Origin of the sequence: Streptomyces ureilyticus (genome assembly GCF_011045025.1) — a bacterium.
In the GTDB taxonomy this organism is placed as follows: domain Bacteria; phylum Actinomycetota; class Actinomycetes; order Streptomycetales; family Streptomycetaceae; genus Streptomyces; species Streptomyces ureilyticus.
Genome location: NZ_JAAKZX010000007.1, coordinates 53,888 through 69,491 on the forward strand (window position 1 = coordinate 53,888; position 15,604 = coordinate 69,491).

At 69.5% G+C, this 15,604-nt stretch carries 11 protein-coding genes; 4 read left to right on the plus strand and 7 right to left on the minus strand.

The annotated features are described in order from the left end of the window. Nucleotides 1-35: 35 nt before the first annotated feature. From G6048_RS03675 to G6048_RS03690, 4 genes are all read right to left on the minus strand, one after another. Entirely contained in the window at nucleotides 36-1,070 is a 1,035-nt protein-coding gene (locus tag G6048_RS03675) for a zinc-dependent alcohol dehydrogenase (RefSeq protein WP_165337958.1), read from the minus strand. A gap of 105 nt (nucleotides 1,071-1,175) precedes the next feature. Beyond that, nucleotides 1,176-2,057, minus strand: coding sequence for a carbohydrate ABC transporter permease (locus G6048_RS03680; protein ID WP_165337959.1), 882 nt, complete (start codon nucleotides 2,055-2,057; stop codon nucleotides 1,176-1,178). Next, nucleotides 2,054-3,016 carry a carbohydrate ABC transporter permease gene (locus G6048_RS03685; RefSeq protein WP_165337960.1) on the minus strand — a complete coding sequence of 321 codons (963 nt, stop codon included), beginning with the start codon at nucleotides 3,014-3,016 and terminating at the stop codon, nucleotides 2,054-2,056. Before G6048_RS03685 ends, G6048_RS03680 begins: the two co-directional genes overlap by 4 nt. Nucleotides 3,017-3,450: 434 nt before the next feature. Further along, complete coding sequence (locus G6048_RS03690) at nucleotides 3,451-4,800, minus strand: ABC transporter substrate-binding protein (protein WP_165337961.1); 1,350 nt, start codon at nucleotides 4,798-4,800, stop codon at nucleotides 3,451-3,453. 395 nt (nucleotides 4,801-5,195) lie between these two features. Between G6048_RS03690 and G6048_RS03695 the strand changes: the two genes are divergently transcribed. The 3 genes from G6048_RS03695 to G6048_RS03705 all read left to right on the plus strand — a co-directional run bounded on the left by G6048_RS03695 (nucleotide 5,196) and on the right by G6048_RS03705 (nucleotide 11,530). Further along, nucleotides 5,196-6,362, plus strand: a complete 1,167-nt coding sequence (locus tag G6048_RS03695) for an alpha-hydroxy-acid oxidizing protein (protein WP_165337962.1) — start codon at nucleotides 5,196-5,198, stop codon at nucleotides 6,360-6,362. A gap of 249 nt (nucleotides 6,363-6,611) precedes the next feature. Then, nucleotides 6,612-9,278: a discoidin domain-containing protein gene (locus G6048_RS03700; protein WP_165337963.1), complete on the plus strand. Its 2,667-nt coding sequence runs from the start codon at nucleotides 6,612-6,614 to the stop codon at nucleotides 9,276-9,278. A 188-nt stretch (nucleotides 9,279-9,466) separates the two neighbouring features. Then, nucleotides 9,467-11,530 (plus strand): phosphocholine-specific phospholipase C, encoded by a 2,064-nt coding sequence (locus G6048_RS03705; RefSeq protein ID WP_165337964.1) that lies wholly within the window; start codon nucleotides 9,467-9,469, stop codon nucleotides 11,528-11,530. A 28-nt stretch (nucleotides 11,531-11,558) separates the two neighbouring features. Here G6048_RS03705 and G6048_RS03710 read toward each other — a convergent pair whose 3' ends face one another. Beyond that, nucleotides 11,559-12,521: a DMT family protein gene (locus G6048_RS03710; RefSeq protein WP_165337965.1), complete on the minus strand. Its 963-nt coding sequence runs from the start codon at nucleotides 12,519-12,521 to the stop codon at nucleotides 11,559-11,561. Beyond that, on the minus strand, nucleotides 12,518-13,354 hold the full coding sequence (locus tag G6048_RS03715; protein WP_165337966.1) for a phosphatase PAP2 family protein: 837 nt from the start codon (nucleotides 13,352-13,354) through the stop codon (nucleotides 12,518-12,520). Before G6048_RS03715 ends, G6048_RS03710 begins: the two co-directional genes overlap by 4 nt. Before the next feature lie 225 nt (nucleotides 13,355-13,579). On the opposite strand from G6048_RS03715, the gene G6048_RS03720 reads away from it, so the two are divergent. After that, on the plus strand, nucleotides 13,580-14,203 hold the full coding sequence (locus G6048_RS03720; RefSeq protein ID WP_165337967.1) for a TetR/AcrR family transcriptional regulator: 624 nt from the start codon (nucleotides 13,580-13,582) through the stop codon (nucleotides 14,201-14,203). 142 nt (nucleotides 14,204-14,345) lie between these two features. Here the strand turns inward: G6048_RS03720 and G6048_RS03725 are convergent, their stop codons facing one another. Then, nucleotides 14,346-15,350, minus strand: coding sequence for a DUF2510 domain-containing protein (locus tag G6048_RS03725; RefSeq protein ID WP_165337968.1), 1,005 nt, complete (start codon nucleotides 15,348-15,350; stop codon nucleotides 14,346-14,348). Nucleotides 15,351-15,604: the final 254 nt, after the last annotated feature.

Sequence of the window (15,604 nt, forward strand, 5' to 3'; positions counted from 1 at the left end):
GGGCGCCGACGACGTCGTACGCAGGGCGGGCACACCTACGGGCCGTCCACGGTGACCAGTACCTTGACCTGCTCCGGGTCGACGGAGGCGGCGAACGCCTTGGCGGCTTCCTCGAGCGGGTAGGTGGCGGTGACGATCTCGGCGATGTCGACGGCGTCCGACTCGATGAGCGACATGGCGGCGAGGTAGTCCTCGCTGGTGTACATCAGCGTGCCCTCGATGCGGATCTCCCGGTCCTGGATCAGGTCCAGGCGAACCGCGGTGGTGCCGGCGGCGCCCACGCCGACCACGACGATGTGGCCTCCCTTGGTCACCAGGCCGATGGCCTGGGCCATGGACTGCTCGCGGGCCACGCAGTCGAAGATGACGTCGGCCGGGCCGTCGAGCGCCGCGTGGGCCTGGTCGATCAGGTCGGGGGCGTCGGCGGGCAGGGCCGCGTCGGCGCCGAGGCGCAGGGCCCTGGCCCGCTTGCCCTCCAGCAGGTCGGTGACGACGATCCGGGCGGCGCCCGCGTGCCGGGCGGCGATGAGCGTGAGCAGTCCGATGGGGCCGGCGCCGAGGACGACGACGGTACGGCCCGTGAGGTCACCGGCCTTGGCCACGGCATGTACGGGGGTGGCCAGCGGCTCGACGAGGGCGGCCTGGAGGGCGGTCATGCCGTCGGGGACGCGGTGGACGCGGTCGGCCGGGATGGTGAACAGGTCGCCCATGGCGCCGGGTGTCTGGCAGCCGAAGACCTTCAGTTCCTGGCAGATGTTGTAGCGGCCGGAGCGGCACTGGGCGCACCGGCCGCAGTACAGGTTCGGTTCGATGATCACCCGGTCGCCGGGGGCGAAGTCCTCGGCCCCCTTCCCCGCCGCGGCGACGACGCCCACCGCCTCGTGGCCGGGGCGGTAGGGCAGGTCGATGAAGGGGTGGTGGCCGGCCGCGGCATGGGTGTCTGAGCCGCACACACCGACGACCGTGGTACGCACCAGGAGTTCGTCGTCGCCGGGTACGGGGGCGGGCACGTGCTCGATGGTGATGTCGTCGAGGGAGCGGACGAGGACGCGGCGGATCTGCTCGGTCATGGGGGAGGGTTCCGTTCGGTCGGGGTGTTCAGGCGGCGGCGAAGAGGTCCGCGGCGCCGAGGGCGTCCTGGATGGCGGTGGCGATGAAGTCCGCGGCGGCGGCCCTCACTTGACCGCTCCGAGGGACAGCCCGCGCACCAACTTGTCCTGGGCGGCGAAACCGGCGATGAGGACCGGCAGGGAGACCAGCGTGGCCGCCGCGCACAGCCGGGCCAGGAACAGGCCCTCGTTGGTGATGAACCCGACGAGGAACACCGGCGCGGGGGACGCCTGGGTCGCGGTGAGGTTGACGGCGAACATGAACTCGTTCCAGCTGAAGATGAAGCAGATCAGCGAGGTGGCGGCCAGACCCGGCATGGCGACCGGCGCGACGACCCGCAGCAGCACGGTGGGCAGTCCGGCGCCGTCGACCTCGGCGGCCTCCAGGATCTCCTTGGGCACCTCGGCGAGGAACGACCGCATCATCCACACCGCGATCGGCAGGTTCATCGCGGTGTAGAGCAGGACGAGCGTCCAGATGTTGTCCAGCATGCCGATGTCCTTGACGATCATGTAGATCGGCAGCAGCGCGGCGATGAGCGGCAGGAACTTCGTGGACAGGAAGAAGAACATCACGTCGGTCCACTTCTCGACCGGCTTGATGGACAGCGCGTACGCCGCCGGTACCGCCAGGGCGAGGACCAGCAGGGTGGAAAAGACGCTCGCCATGGCCGAGTTGAGCAGGTACGGGGTGATGTCCCGCTCCAGCAGGAGCGAGAACTGGTCCAGCGTGAGCGGCGCGAGGAGGCTGGGCGGGTTGGTCGCCGCGTCGGCCTCCTGGTGGAAGGCGGTGAGCACCATCCAGGCCACCGGGGCGAAGAAGGCCAGGGTGGCCAGCCAGGCGACGAAGGTCCACAGGGGCGACAGACGCGGGGCCTGTCCGGGGTCGTCGTTCCGCTTCCGACGGCGGGGACGTCGTACGACGGTCGCGGTTGCCTGGGCGCTCATCGGGACGCCTCCTCACGGAACAGGGAGGCGACGACCCGCAGGGCGAAGGTGGCGATGACGATCGAGCCGATCACCACGATGACGCCGGCGGCCGCGGCCTGGCCGTACTCGAACTTGCGGAACATGGTCAGGTAGATCTCGTAGGGAAGGTTGGTGGTCTGGGAGCCGGGCCCGCCCTGGGTGATGGTGAAGACGGCGTCGAAGGTCTGCACGACGAAGATGGAGCCGAGCACGATCCCGAGCTCGATGTACTGCCGCAGGTGCGGCAGCGTGATGTGCCGGAAGGTCTGCAGCGCGGAGGCCCCGTCGACCCGGGCGGCCTCCAGGACGTCACCGGGCTGGGCCTGCAGACCGGCGAGCAGGATGAGCATCATGAACGGCGTCCACTGCCACACCAGCGCGATCACCAGGGCCGGCATGGGGAAGGTGGAGATCCAGTCGACGGTGGGGCCGTTCTCGGCGCCGAAGAGCCGGTATACGGCGTTGAGGGTGCCGTTGAGGAGCCCGTAGTCGGGGTTGTAGATCGCGTGCTTCCACAGCAGCGCGGCGGCGACCGGCATCACCAGGAACGGGGCGATGAGCAGGGTGCGCGCCAGGCCCCGGCCGCGGAAGCGACGGTCCAGCAGCAGGGCCAGACCGAGGCCGAGCAGCACGCTGAGAACGACGACGGACGCGGTGAGGACGACTGTGTTGAGGACCGCGTGCCGCAGCCGCTCGTCGGTGAAGACGAGCGTGTAGTTGGACAGGCCGGTGAAGCGGCGTTCGTCAGGTCGCAGGATGTTCCACTGGAAGGTGGAGATCACGAGTGTGGCCACGAACGGCAGCTGCGTGACGACGATCGTGAAGATCAGCGCGGGCAGCAGCGGGAAGCGACGCCGCCATTTACTGAGGGCCGTGGGCTTCGTCCGGCGGACGGGCGGCCGTGTGGTCGGTTTGGGGGGATGGGTGAGCGTGGTCATCGGGATCCCTCCGTGGATACCCCCGCGTTCAGGCGGGGGAGGAAACGGACTCCTGCGGAGCAGGGCAGGGAGCGGGGTTTCGCCCTCAGGGCGAAAGATCGTTCGTCACCGTGCGTCAGGAGTAGTGCTGATCGGGTGATAGGGTCGGCAGTGCCTGGTCGGCGATAACCAAGCCGTCCGGGTCTACCGCCGGGCTGGCGGGAAGTCAGGTCTGTGGAGCTTGCGTAAGACCATGGGCGGTACACCGTCCCTTGCTGGTAACCCCAGGTGGCTGCGGGCTGTGAAGCAGAAAGCCCAACCCGCGAGGGAAGGAATCCCCTTCGTTCATGAAGGGGAGGAGGTCAAGGGCGTGGCTTTTCTCCGCGGTCGGCGGATGGGGGGCGTGCGGGGGACGGCGCCCCGGCCGACCGGGTGGCCGGCCGGGGATGGGCGGCTCACTTGTAGTTCTTGGCGACGTCCTCGGCGAGCTTCTGGCCGTCGTTGAGCGCCTTGTCCACGCTGGTCTTGCCGGCGATGGCGGCGGAGATCTCCTGCGTCACCTTGGTGCCGAGGTCCTGGAACTCGGGGATGGCGACGAACTGGATGCCCACGGTGGGCCGCGGCTGGGTGCCCGGGTTGGCAGGGTCGGCCTGCTGGATGGACTTCAGGGTGATGTCACCGAAGGAGGCGGAGGCCTTCTTGTACTCGGGAATCTCGTAGGTGCTGGCCCGCTTCCCCGCGGGCACCCGCGGCCAGCCCAGCTTCTCGCCGACGAGCTTCTCGTACTCCTTGCTGGACGCCCAGAGCATGAACTTCGAGGCGGCGTCGGCCTTCTTGGTGGTCTTCGGCATCGCCCAGGCCCAGGCCCACAGCCAGCCGCTGCTGTCGGTCTTCATCGTGGGTGCGTACGCGTAGCCGATCTTGCCGGCCGCCTTGCTGCTGCTCGGGTCCTCCAGTGACCCGGCCGCGCTGGTGGCGTCGTACCACATGGCGACCTTGCCCTGGCTCATCCCGTTGAGGCACTCGGTGAACCCGGCCTGCGGCGCCCCCGCCTCACCGTGCTTGCGCACCAGGTCGACGTAGAACGTCGTGGCCTCCTTGAAGCCACCGGTGTTGACCTGGGCCTTCCAGCCCTTGGTGAACCAGGTGCCGCCGAAGGTGTTCACCATGCTGGTCAGCGGCGCGCCGAGCTCGCCCCATCCCGGCAGGCCGCGCAGACAGATCCCCTTCATCCCCGGCTCGGCCCCGTCGGCCTTGGCGGCGAGGTCGGCGACCTGCTGCCAGGTCGGGTGCTCGGGCATCGTCAGGCCCTTCTCGGCAAAGACGTCCTTGCGGTACATCAGGAAGGACGACTCGCCGTAGAACGGCAGGCCGTAGAGCTTGCCGTCCGAACCGGAGAGTGACTGGACCATGGGCTTGAGCAGGTCGGCCTTGTCGAAGCCCTTGTCCTTGTCGGCGTACGAACCGAGCTCGTGCAGCCAGCCGTTCTTCTCCCAGATGGGCACCTCGTACGCGCCGATGGTGGCGACGTCGTACTGACCGGCCTGGGTGGCGATGTCCTGGGTGACCTTGTCGCGCAGCTCGTTCTCGGGCAGCACCGTGAAGTTGACCTTGATGCCGGTGTCCTTGGTGAAGGTGTCCTTCGTGAGCTTCGCGATGTCCTCCATCTGCGGGTTGCCGACCATCAGCACGTTGATGCTGTCCCCTCCGGCGGAGGAGCCGCCGGCTCCGGCTCCGGAACAGGAGGTGGCGAGGAGGGCGGTGGCGGCGGCGCCGGCGATGAGGGCGTATCTGGTCGAGCGCATGTGTCGGGGACCTCTCGTGCGGGTGGAGCGGGAAACGGCGTACGGGCAGGAGCTCCCGTGGAGGACTCCGCGCGGCACGCGTGCGGAACGGCGGCTCTTCGGGGGTGAGCCTCGTTGCGACCTCGACTGAAGCCCGGCCAAGAAGGGGGTGGGTGCGGCCCTGGGGTGTGGGGCGCGGTATCGATGCAGAATTATTAGCAGGAGATGAGGGCATTGTTAACGCATAGTGCGAGAAAAATTATGTGCATCTATCGTTCACCGTCATCGGTGATCATGGTGCGGCCGTGGTCTGGGTGCGGAATTCCCGCGATCTCCTGTCCTCCGGCTGCGAGTCGTACAACCTGGCACGAGCACGTCACCCACCCTGCTGACCTACGCGATTTGAAAGGCATCACATGAAGCAGACGTTCGGCTCCTACCAGGACGAGATCTACCTCAACGGGCTGGTGGGGGAGCTGTCGCCTTTCCCCATGAGCCATGGGGAGCTGGAGGCGAAGGCTCAGGCCGCGATGTCGTCCTCGGTGTGGTCGTACGTCGCCGGAGGCGCCGGGGACGAGCGGACGCAGCGGGCCAACGTCACGGCTTTCGAGCACTGGGGGCTCACCCCGAGGATGTTCGTCGGTGCTGCCGAGCGTGACCTGTCGGTGGAGCTCTTCGGGATGACGTGGCCGTCGCCGGTGTTCATGGCCCCCGTCGGGGTCATCGGGTTGTGCGCCCAGGACGGGCACGGCGACCTGGCCGCCGCACGGGCCGCCGCCCGCACCGGAGTGCCCATGGTCGCCTCCACCCTTTCCGTCGACCCCATGGAGCAGGTCGTCCCCGAACTCGGCGACACGCCAGGCTTGTTCCAGCTGTACACGCCGAAGGATCGCGACCTGGCGGAAAGCCTCGTCCGCCGGGCCGAGGCGGCCGGGTTCAAGGGCATCGTCGTCACCCTCGACACCTGGGTCCCCGGCTGGCGCCCGCGCGATCTGGCCGGCGGCAACTTCCCCCAGCTGCGTGGGCACTGCCTGTCGAACTACACCTCCGACCCGGTATTCCGGTCCCGGTTGACCCGCACACCGGAGGAGGATCCCCAAGCGGCCGTCCTGCAGTGGGTCCAGGTCTTCGGCCACCCCCTCACCTGGGACGACCTGCCCTGGCTCCGCTCACTCACCGACCTGCCGCTGATCGTCAAGGGCATCTGTCACCCCGAGGACGCCCGGCGCGCCAAGGACGGCGGTGTGGACGGCATCTACTGCTCCAACCATGGCGGCCGGCAGTCCAACGGCGGCCTCCCCGCCCTTCAAGCACTGCCCGCTGTCGTCGAGGCCGCTGACGGGTTGCCGGTCCTGTTCGACTCCGGCGTCCGCAGCGGAGCCGACATCGTCAAGGCCATCGCCCTCGGCGCCACCGCTGTCGGCATCGGCCGGCCGTACGCCTACGGCCTCGCCCTCGGCGGCACCGCGGGTGTCGTGCACGTGCTGCGCTCATTGCTCGCCGAAGCCGACTTGATCATGGCTGTCGATGGCTATCCCACCCTCGGCCATCTCACTCCGGAAGCCCTCCAGCGCGTCATGTGAGACGAGGGGTTCGCGACCGATACATCGGATCTATAGTGAAGGGCCTTGGGGTGGCGAATACCTAGATGCCCGCCACCCCGGCAAGTTCGGCCAATATGTCTTGCCTCCCCAAGCTCAATCCCGCCCGAACCGTTGACGTCATCGGATGAATCTTCTACGTTTCCGTGGCGGTCGCACGTCGCGAAAACCGTCGTAACCATCGCGCTCGGCGTGAGCCACTCCGAACCCCCCACCCCCCGGAGGCAGTTCATGAGAACCGCGCTCAGACAGCTGTCCCTCCTCGCCGCCTTAGCCGTACTGCTCGTGCTGTCCTCGCCGATGGCTGTCGCGGACACGGCCGCCGGGCGCGCGTACCACGTCGCCCCCGCCGGCGCCGATACCGCCAGCGGCACCGCCGCGCGGCCGCTGCGTACCATCGGCGCCTGCCTCTCCCGCGTCCGCCCCGGCGACACCTGCCTCGTCCACCGCGGTACCTACCGGGAACAGGTCACACCTCCGTCCGGCACCAAGGACGCCCCGGTCACCATCGCCGCGTACGGCGACGGCCCGGTGACCGTCGACGGGACCGAGCCCGTGACCGGGTGGCGGGACGCCGGCGGCGGACTGGTCGCCGCCGACACCGAGCTGCCGCCCGACCCCGACTTCAACGCGGTGTTCCTGGACAACGAGCGTGCCGCCGAAGGCCGTTGGCCCAACTCCGGAGCCGACCCGCTGAACATCACCTGGGCCGAGGCGGACCCCACCTCCACCGACCAGCACATCGACGACACCGACCTGCCCGAGGCCGACTGGACCGGCGCGACCGTGCACCTGTGGGCAGGCTCCAACCCCTGGGCCCAGCAGACCGGCACCGTCACCGCCGCCGCGCCCGGCAAGCTGGACTTCAAGGGCGGCAACTACCGCTGCCCGCCGCTGTGCATGGGCGACCAGAACTACCGCAACTACTACCTCGTGGGCTCGAAGGCCGCCCTGGACCGGCCGGGGGAGTGGTACTACGACGAGTCCGCGCACCGGCTCTACATGGTGCCGCCGAAGGGCGGTATGGCCGGGCACACGGTGACCGCCAAACACCGGCTCTGGGGCGTCGACCTGAGCGACAGCTCGTACGTCACCGTCCGCGGTCTGAATCTCTTCGGCACCTCGCTGCGAACGGGCAACGACAGTACGGGAGTCACCGTCGACCGCCTGCGCGCCGAGTACATCTCCGAGTTCTCCACGCTCCCCATGCCGCCCGACAGCGATCTCGCGATCGAGCCCTTCGAAGGGCATATCGTCGCCTCCCGGATCCTGGACTCGGGCGTGCAACTCCTCGGCACCGGCAACGCCCTGAAGAACAGCGAGATTTCGCAGTCCGCGGGAGACGGAGTCCTGGTGCGCGGCACCGGCCACACCGTCGCCAACAACTACATCCACGACGTCGGCTGGATGGGCAGCTACACCCCCGGCATCGAGGTCAACGGCAACGGCCACACCGTCACCCACAACACCATCCGCCGCACCGGACGGGCGGCCATCGACACGGCCTGGCAGCTCAACGGCACCGAATACCACGACAATCGCATCGCCTACAACGACATGTCCGAAGCGATGCGCACCTCACGCGACGGCTCGCCCTTCTACGTCTGCTGCAGCCTGAACGGCTCCGGCAGCTCCATCGACCACAACACCTCGCACGACGCGGACGGCCAGGTCGGGTACTACGTCGACAACTACTCCGGCCACTTCCTGCTGCACCACAACGTCGCCTGGAACACCGGCGCCCGCGGCACCTTCTTCAACGGCCACACGGGCCCGAGCATCGCCAACCGTGACCACAACTCCAGCTACGGCGTGGGCATCAGTGAGCAATCGGTGCGGCTGAGCGGCGCGACGGACGCCTCCGGTACGTACATCAGCAACATCATCGGGCCGATGCCGATCAGCGTCAGCCAGACCGGCGACCCACTGCCGGTGGTCCGCTCCAACCTGATCAGCGAGAAGCCCGGATACACGGATGCCGTCAACGGCGAGCTGTGGCTGAAGCCGGACTCGCCCGCCATCGACGCCGGCGAGAAGGTCGACGGCGTCACGACCGATGTCCGGGGCGCGGCTCCCGACCAGGGCGCGTACGAGTACGGCGAGCCGATCTGGTCGACCGGCTGCAATCTGCCGGGCTGCCAGCAGCGAGTACGGCACGGCGCGTGGACCGCGACCGCCAGCGACGGCACCGACGCCTCCGCCGTCACCGACGGCGACATCAACACCCGCTGGACAGCGGCCAGTTCACAGGCACCGGGCCAGGATCTGACCGTGGACCTCGGCGAAGCCAAGACCTTCGACCGCCTCTCGCTCGACGCGGGCCGCGACACCAGCGGTCAGCCGTACGGCTTCTCCGTCTCGGTCAGCCGCGACGGCAAGCATTGGGGAGAGCCGCTCGCCCGGGTCTCCGGCCGTTCGTTCACGCAGGACGCCGTGTTCCCCCGCCAGACGACCGCCCGCCACATCAAGATCACGCTCACCGAGCGCGGACCGGTTCCCTGGGTCGCCAACGACATCCGGCTGTACGGCGAAGGGCCCGACGCCACCTCGACGCTGCACGCCGAGAAGGCCACGGTGGTACGGGGCGTTGAGCGCGGCACCGCTGCCACGGGCGTGCTCGGTTCCGGCGACTGGGTGGGCTACCGCGACGTGAACGTCGACGGCGGACAGCTGACCGTACGCAGCGCGTCCACCTGCGCGCGGAACTGTTCGCTCGAACTCCGCCTGGACGCTCCGGACGGTCCGCTCGCCGCAGTGCTGCCCATCAAGGGCTCCGCCGACTGGCGGGAGCAGTCCGTGCCGCTGCAGCGCAAGGTCACGGGCACGCATGACCTCTACCTCGTGGCGCGGGGCGAACGGCAGGTTGCCGCACTGGATTGGCTGACCATCAGACGCTGACCCCCGCGAACATGCGGCCGGGCGGCGGGATGCGGGTCCCGCCGCCCGGCTTGGCGTGTTCGTCACGCGTACCGCCTCCTGTCACACATGCGCCACTGGGCCTTCCCTGACCTTCGGTGCTCTTGGAACACTCAGCCCGCTCAGGTCCCCCGTTTCGCGCCACCGTCAGGACAAGAGGTCTCCTGCCCATGTCTGAAGTGAATCGGCGTCGTTTCCTCCAACTCGCAGGCGGCACCGCGGCGTTCACCGCGTTGTCGGACAGCATCGCCAGGGCCGCGGCCATCCCCGCCGGGTATCGCCACGGCACCATCCAGGACGTCGAGCACATCGTCGTACTGATGCAGGAGAACAGATCCTTCGACCACTACTTCGGCTCCCTCAGAGGCGTCCGCGGCTTCGGCGATCCACGCCCGGTCACGCTGGAGAGCGGTAAGCCGGTCTGGCACCAGCCGGACGGCTCCAAGGACCTACTGCCCTTCCACCCGGAGGCCGACGACCTCGGCATGCAGTTCCTGGAAGGCCTGCCGCACAGCTGGCCCGACGGGCAGGCCGCCTACAACGGGGGCAAGTACGACAAGTGGGTTCCCGCGAAGGGCACCACGACCATGGCGTATCTGACCCGTGAGGACATCCCCTTCCACTACGCGCTCGCCGACACCTTCACGGTCTGCGACGCGTTCTACTGCTCGTTCATCGGCTCCACGGACCCGAACCGCTACTACATGTGGTCGGGCCACACCGGCAATGACGGCAAGGGCGGCGGGCCCGTCATGGCCAACGACGAGCTCGGCTACGACTGGACGACCTACCCCGAGCGCCTCGAGAAGGCCGGGATCTCCTGGAAGATCTACCAGGACATCGGCGACGGCCTGGACGCGAAGGGCTCCTGGGGCTGGATCCAGGACGCCTACCGCGGCAACTACGGCGACAACTCGCTGCTGTACTTCAACAAGTACCGCAACGCCCAGCCCGGCGACCCGCTCTACGACAAGGCCCGCACCGGCACCGACGTCAAGAACGGCGACGGCTACTTCGACCAGCTGAAGGCCGACGTCAAGGCGGGCAAGCTGCCGCAGATCTCCTGGATCACCGCCCCCGAGGCGTTCTCCGAGCACTCCAACTGGCCCACGAACTACGGCGCCTGGTACATCGCCCAGGTCCTGGACGCGCTCACCTCCAACCCCGAGGTCTGGTCGAAGACCGCGCTGTTCATCACCTACGACGAGAACGACGGCTTCTTCGACCACGTCCTGCCGCCGCTGCCGCCGCGGTCCGCCGCACAGGGCAAGTCCACCGTCGACGTCACCCTGGACCTCTTCCCAGGGGACTCCAAATACGTCGCCGGCCCGTATGGCCTCGGCCCGCGCGTGCCTACGCTGGTCGTCTCGCCCTGGAGCAAGGGCGGTTACGTCTGCTCCGAGACCCTCGACCACACCTCGATCCTCCAGTTCATGGAGCGCCGCTTCGGAGTGCGCGAGCCGAACATCTCGCCGTGGCGGCGCACCGTCTGCGGCGACCTCACCTCCGCCTTCGACTTCTCCCGCAAGGACAGCAAGCCGTCCGCCCTGCCGGACACCGACGACTACGAACCGGCCGACCGCGAGCGCCATCCCGACTACAAGCCGGCGGTCCCCGCCGACCCCAGCATGCCGAAGCAGGAGCGCGGTCTGCGCCCGGCCCGCCCCCTGAAGTACGCGCCGAGGGTGGACGGTTCCGCGGACCCGGCGGCCGGCACGTTCACGCTCACCTTCGCCTCCGGCAAGAAGGCGGGCGCCTCCTTCCACGTCACCTCCGGCAACCGCACCGACGGCCCGTGGACGTACACCACCGAGGCCGGCAAGAGCGTGTCGGACACCTGGAACTCCGCGTACTCGAACGGTTCGTACGACCTCACGGTGCACGGGCCGAACGGCTTCCTGCGCACGTTCAAGGGCCCCGGCAAGGCGGCCGGACCGGAGGTCACCGCGCGGCATGCCGGGGACGACGTGGAGCTGACCTTCACGAACAAGGGCTCAGGCACGGTGACGTTCAAGGTCGGCAACAGCTATGGCGGGCGGCCCAGGACGTTCAAGGTGCGGCCCGGGGCGACGGTGACGCACACCGTGGATCTGCGGGCGAGCAGGCGCTGGTACGACCTGACCGTCGTCGCCTCCGGCACCGACAGCTCGTTCCTGCGGCGCTTCGCCGGACACGTCGAGAACGGGCGGCCGGGGGTCAGCGACCCGGCGTTCGGGGTGGGCAGCGGAATGTGATCGGGAAGGGCTGTCGGCCGTACGTCACTCAGAGCGGCGTGAGGTGTCCTGGCGCGGGTCGCCGGGGCACCAACGCCGGTTCGTACGACGCCGATTCGGGGTTCAGCGCGAGCACCGCGGCGACCGGGTGCTCCTCGGCTTCTTCGGGCTGCTCCGTGGGCAGTTGAGCGGGCTCCGGAACCGGGCGGGACAGCGTCACCACGCCCCGGGCCGCGAGCGCCGCCCCCGCGAGCGCGAGCAGCACGCCCGCGGCTCCGCCCCGCAGGCCCTCGCCGAGCAGGGCGAGGCCGATGATCGCTGCGGCCACCGGGTTGGCCAGGGTCACCACCGCGAGGGGTGCGCCGAGGCCGTCGCGGTAGGCGGTCTGTGCCAGCAGGAGTCCGCCCGCCGCGAAGGCCGCGACCAGCAGGGCGACCACGATCACCTGCACGCTGAGGAGTGGACCTGAGCGGTCGGTCGCGGCCACTGTCACGGTCTGGGTGAGCGCGGAGGCGACACCCGAGGCGAAGCCGGACGCGGTCGCGTGCCGCAGGCCGGGGCGGGTGCCGGGCCGGCACAGGAGGCCGATCACGGCCGCGGTGGTGCCCGCGACGGCGAGGGCCTCCGGCGCGCTCAGCACGTCGTCGGGCGCCGGCCCGGAAGCCGTGACGAGCAGCGCGGCGAGCCCGGCCAGGGTGAGCGCCGTACCGCGCCACTCGACGGCACTGACCCGCCGCCCCGCCATCCGCGCGCCCAGCGGCACCGCGGCGACCAGGGTGAGCGCGCCGAGCGGTTGGACCAGGGTGAGCGGCCCGTACTTGAGGGCGGCCACGTGCAGCAGTGCGGCGGACGCGTTGAGCGCGACCGACCACCACCACGCGCCGCTGCCCAGCAAGCGCAGCACACCGGAGTCGGAGTTCCGGGAGGCCAGCCGCTCCTGGGCCACGGCAGCGGCGGCGTACGCGACGGAGGAGAAGAGGGACAGGACGACGGCGAGGACGGTGGCGTTCATCGGACGGCTCCCACGAGTTCCGGTGCCTTCGCCGAAGCCACGGGCTTCGAGGGCTCGTTCGCCGTCGTCGTCGGGTGCGGCGAGCGAAGCGAGATGGGGGTCCCCCCGGACGAAGTCTGGGGGAGTACCACCGCGAGTACGCCGCCCAGCAGTGCCGCCGCCACGGCCGCGTCGAGCCAGTAGTGATTGGCCGTACCGACGATCACCAGCAGGGTGAGCAGCGGATGCAGCAGCCACAGCCAGCGCCACCGCGACCTGGTGGCGACGATGAGGCCGATCGCCACCATCAGCGCCCACCCGAAGTGCAGCGACGGCATCGCCGCGAACTGGTTCGACAGTGAGTCCGCCTCCGGCGAGGCCCCGTACACCGTCGGCCCGTACACCTGCCCGGTGTCCACGAGGTCTGCCATGCCGAGCATCCGCGGCGGGGCGAGCGGGAACGTGAGGTGCACCACCAGGGCGGCGGCGGTGATCGCGGCGAGGGCGCGGCGGGCCCAGACGTAGTGCGTGGGGCGGCGCAGATACAGCCAGATCAGGAAGGCGGCGGTGGCGGGGAAGTGCACGGTCGCGTAGTAGGTGTTGGCGAGGTGTACGAGGGTGTCGCTGTTAAGGAGCGCGGACTGTACGGCGCCTTCGCCGGGCAGGTGCAGGGCCCGTTCGAGGTCCCAGACGTGGTCGGCGTTGCGGAAGGCCTCGCCGGTGTGGCCGGTGACCAGGAGCCGGCCGAGTTTGTAGACGAGGAAGAGTCCCGCGACGAGCAGGAGTTCGCGGACGAGGGGCGGCCGTCGTATCGCGGTGGCTCCGCCTCTTGCAGGCTCTGCTAGCGCTGCCATCCCCGGCCCCTTTGCTGTCCATGACTCATCGACTCATCGACTCATCGATACGCAACGGTACCGATACGCCGCCGTACCGATACGCCACTGTACCGAAACTGTTCAGTTTCGGTACAGTGGCGTATCGATGGACCTACGTCACACTGGAACCGGGCCACGAAGCAGGCCACAGCACAAGCCACAGCACAGGCCGCCGGGCCCCGGAGACGAGCGAGGAGAAGAGCCATGACGCCGCAGGCAGCGGACGACCCGGAGATGGTCGTCGCCGCGCGCCGCTCCAAGCTCACGCCTGAGCGTGAGCGGGAGTTCTTCGATGCCGCGCTCTACCAGATCCGCGAGTGCGGCTATGACGCGCTGAGCATGGAGGGCATCGCCGCCAGCACCAAGTGCAGCAAGTCCACGCTCTACCGGCAGTGGAAGACGAAGCCCCAGTTCGTGGCGGCGGCGCTGCGCGCCCTGCACTCTCCGCGGCTCGCGGGCATCGACACCGGCTCGCTCGCGGGCGATCTGCGCGCCGCGGCACGGGCCGCGGGCGAGCGGTCCGACGACGACACCAAACTGGTACAAGCCCTCGGGCACGCCGTCATGCAGGACCCGGAACTGCGGTGCGCGCTGCACGACGCGCTCATCGAACCCGAACGCGCGGCCATCGAGGAGATGCTCCAACGCGCCGTCGACCGCGGCGAGATCGCCGCCGACCAGCCGGCCCTGGAGTTCGTTCCCGCGCAACTGCTCGGCATGATCCGCGTACGCCCGATCCTGGAGGGCCGGTACGCGGACGCCGACTATCTTGTCCGGTACGTGGACGCCGCCCTGCTCCCCGCCCTCGGACTGCCGGAGGTCACCTGAGACTCAGGCCGTCGGCTCCGTGGAACGACCGGACGACGGCCTGTTCGCGCCGCACCGTGGGGACGGGGGCGGCGCGTACCCCCGGCCGGGTGGGAGCCTCCTTGAGCGGAGAGGCACCCCACCCGGCCGGATCCATGTCAGATCAGACCCGCTCCCCGCTGCCGCCACCGCCCGCGGCCTCCTTGATGCCCTTCGTGATCTCGTCGATCACGGAAAGCTTCGGGGCCTTCTCGTTGTCGTCGAAGCCGAAGCGGACGATCACGAGCATCTTCGGGTTGGCGGGGGAGGGGAACGCCAGCGACTCGATGTAGCCGTCGTCGCCCTTGCTGGTGACGACCTTCCAGCGGACCGCGTAGCCCTTCTCGCCCGCCACGGTCACCGCCTTGGAGGCGAGTTCGGTGTTCGAGGTGATCTTGCCGTAGGTCGGGCCGCCGTATGATTCCTCGGCGTTCTTGGAGATGTCCTCCTTCGCCGCCGCCTCGGCGGTGGTCGCCTTGATCTCCAGGGCCACGGCGGGCAACGAGTTGGCGCCGCCGCGCACGCACTGCTGAGACGTGTCACCAGGACAGGGATACGGCCCCGTCGACACCGAGGCACCACCGTTCTTCCCGGACTGCCCCGCCCAGCCGTCGAGCACCGGAATGCTGATGCCGCTCAGCACGTCGGTGGCGTAACCCTCCTCGGTCTGCGGCCGTTCGGGCTGCTCCGGAGCCTGGCTCTCACCGTCGTCCGGGGCGCGCCGGCCGCCGTCCTCCCCGTCGGGGCCGGGCTGGGTGGGCGCCGGGCGGGCGTTGCTCTGATCGCCGCCGTCCGAGCCGCCGCTCCCGGTCAACGCGTACACCCCGCCGCCTATGCCCGCGAGCACCGCCACCGCCGCGGCGATCGCGATGCCTATCCGCAGGCCGCGGCGCGGAGGGCGGGGCGGCATGTCCGGATAGGCGCCCGGGTACGCCCCCGGATACGCGTCCGGGTACGTCGCCCCGGGGGACGCCGCGTAGGCCGGCGGGCCCCATCCGGCTGCCGCCGCGGCGGGACGGGTCTGCTCCGTCCACGCCTCTCCGTCCCACCAGCGCTGCTGTGTGGCGGGGCCGCCGTCAGTTGTCTGCCCGGGGTCGGGGTACCAGCCGGGGGGAGTCACGTGGGTCATGGGGACACGGTATGTGGCTCGTGTGAAATCAAGATGAGAGGGTCCCTACCGATTTAGTCTCGCCTCCGGGCACCCCGCCGACTCCCGCGTACGGACCGCCTGTTGACGGTCGGCGACGTTTGCCGGACCTGGTCGGCGGCCTCGTCCGTCGTCTTGCGTCCGCGGCTGTCACTCGTGACGCCAACAGGCGCCCCGACCAGGCGCCATGACGGCTCGGGGAGGACTAGGCTCATGGCCTGTACGTCATTTGGGCG